General features: G+C 44.4%; 1 protein-coding gene. It reads right to left on the minus strand.

What is annotated here, in order from left to right:
* The coding region (locus ACVC08_RS00435) for a hypothetical protein (protein WP_452600545.1) at positions 1-500 on the minus strand (500 nt) is incomplete at both ends.

The raw sequence follows: 500 nt of genomic DNA on the forward strand, positions 1-500 counted from the left end.
TCGTATACGTCTGGGGTGATTACGGTATCGAAATCAAATTGTGCAAAGCCATCGCCATCGTCGTCACAGATGATGTACCCGTCTGCTAATAGATCGGCTTCTAAGTCTACTACTGGTGCTGGTAAGACTTCTAATGGGAGTTCTACTATGGTAAAACAGCCTGTGGCTGGTGTAGTCATGGTGCCTGTATTGGTAACAACGACATAGATGGTTTGGGTGTTGGCTACAATATTATTGTATGGACTGCTTAGTGGGTTAATCATGTTTTGGGCATCGTCCATGGTTTCATAATAGGTAGCTGTTACTCCTGGCTCGCCATTAATGATTGTTGCGCTTTGGCTTTCTAAATCAAAGCTGGTAAAGCCATCGTTATCGTCATCACATTCTTGGTAGGCTACGGGTGTGGCTACTGGTGATGGTAATGGGTTGACTCTTAGGTCTAGGGTGATGGTGTCGTAACAACTTGTAAGGTCTATTGAGGCTCTTACATAGATGGTTTG

This window comes from Pontimicrobium sp. MEBiC06410 (genome assembly GCF_053601615.1).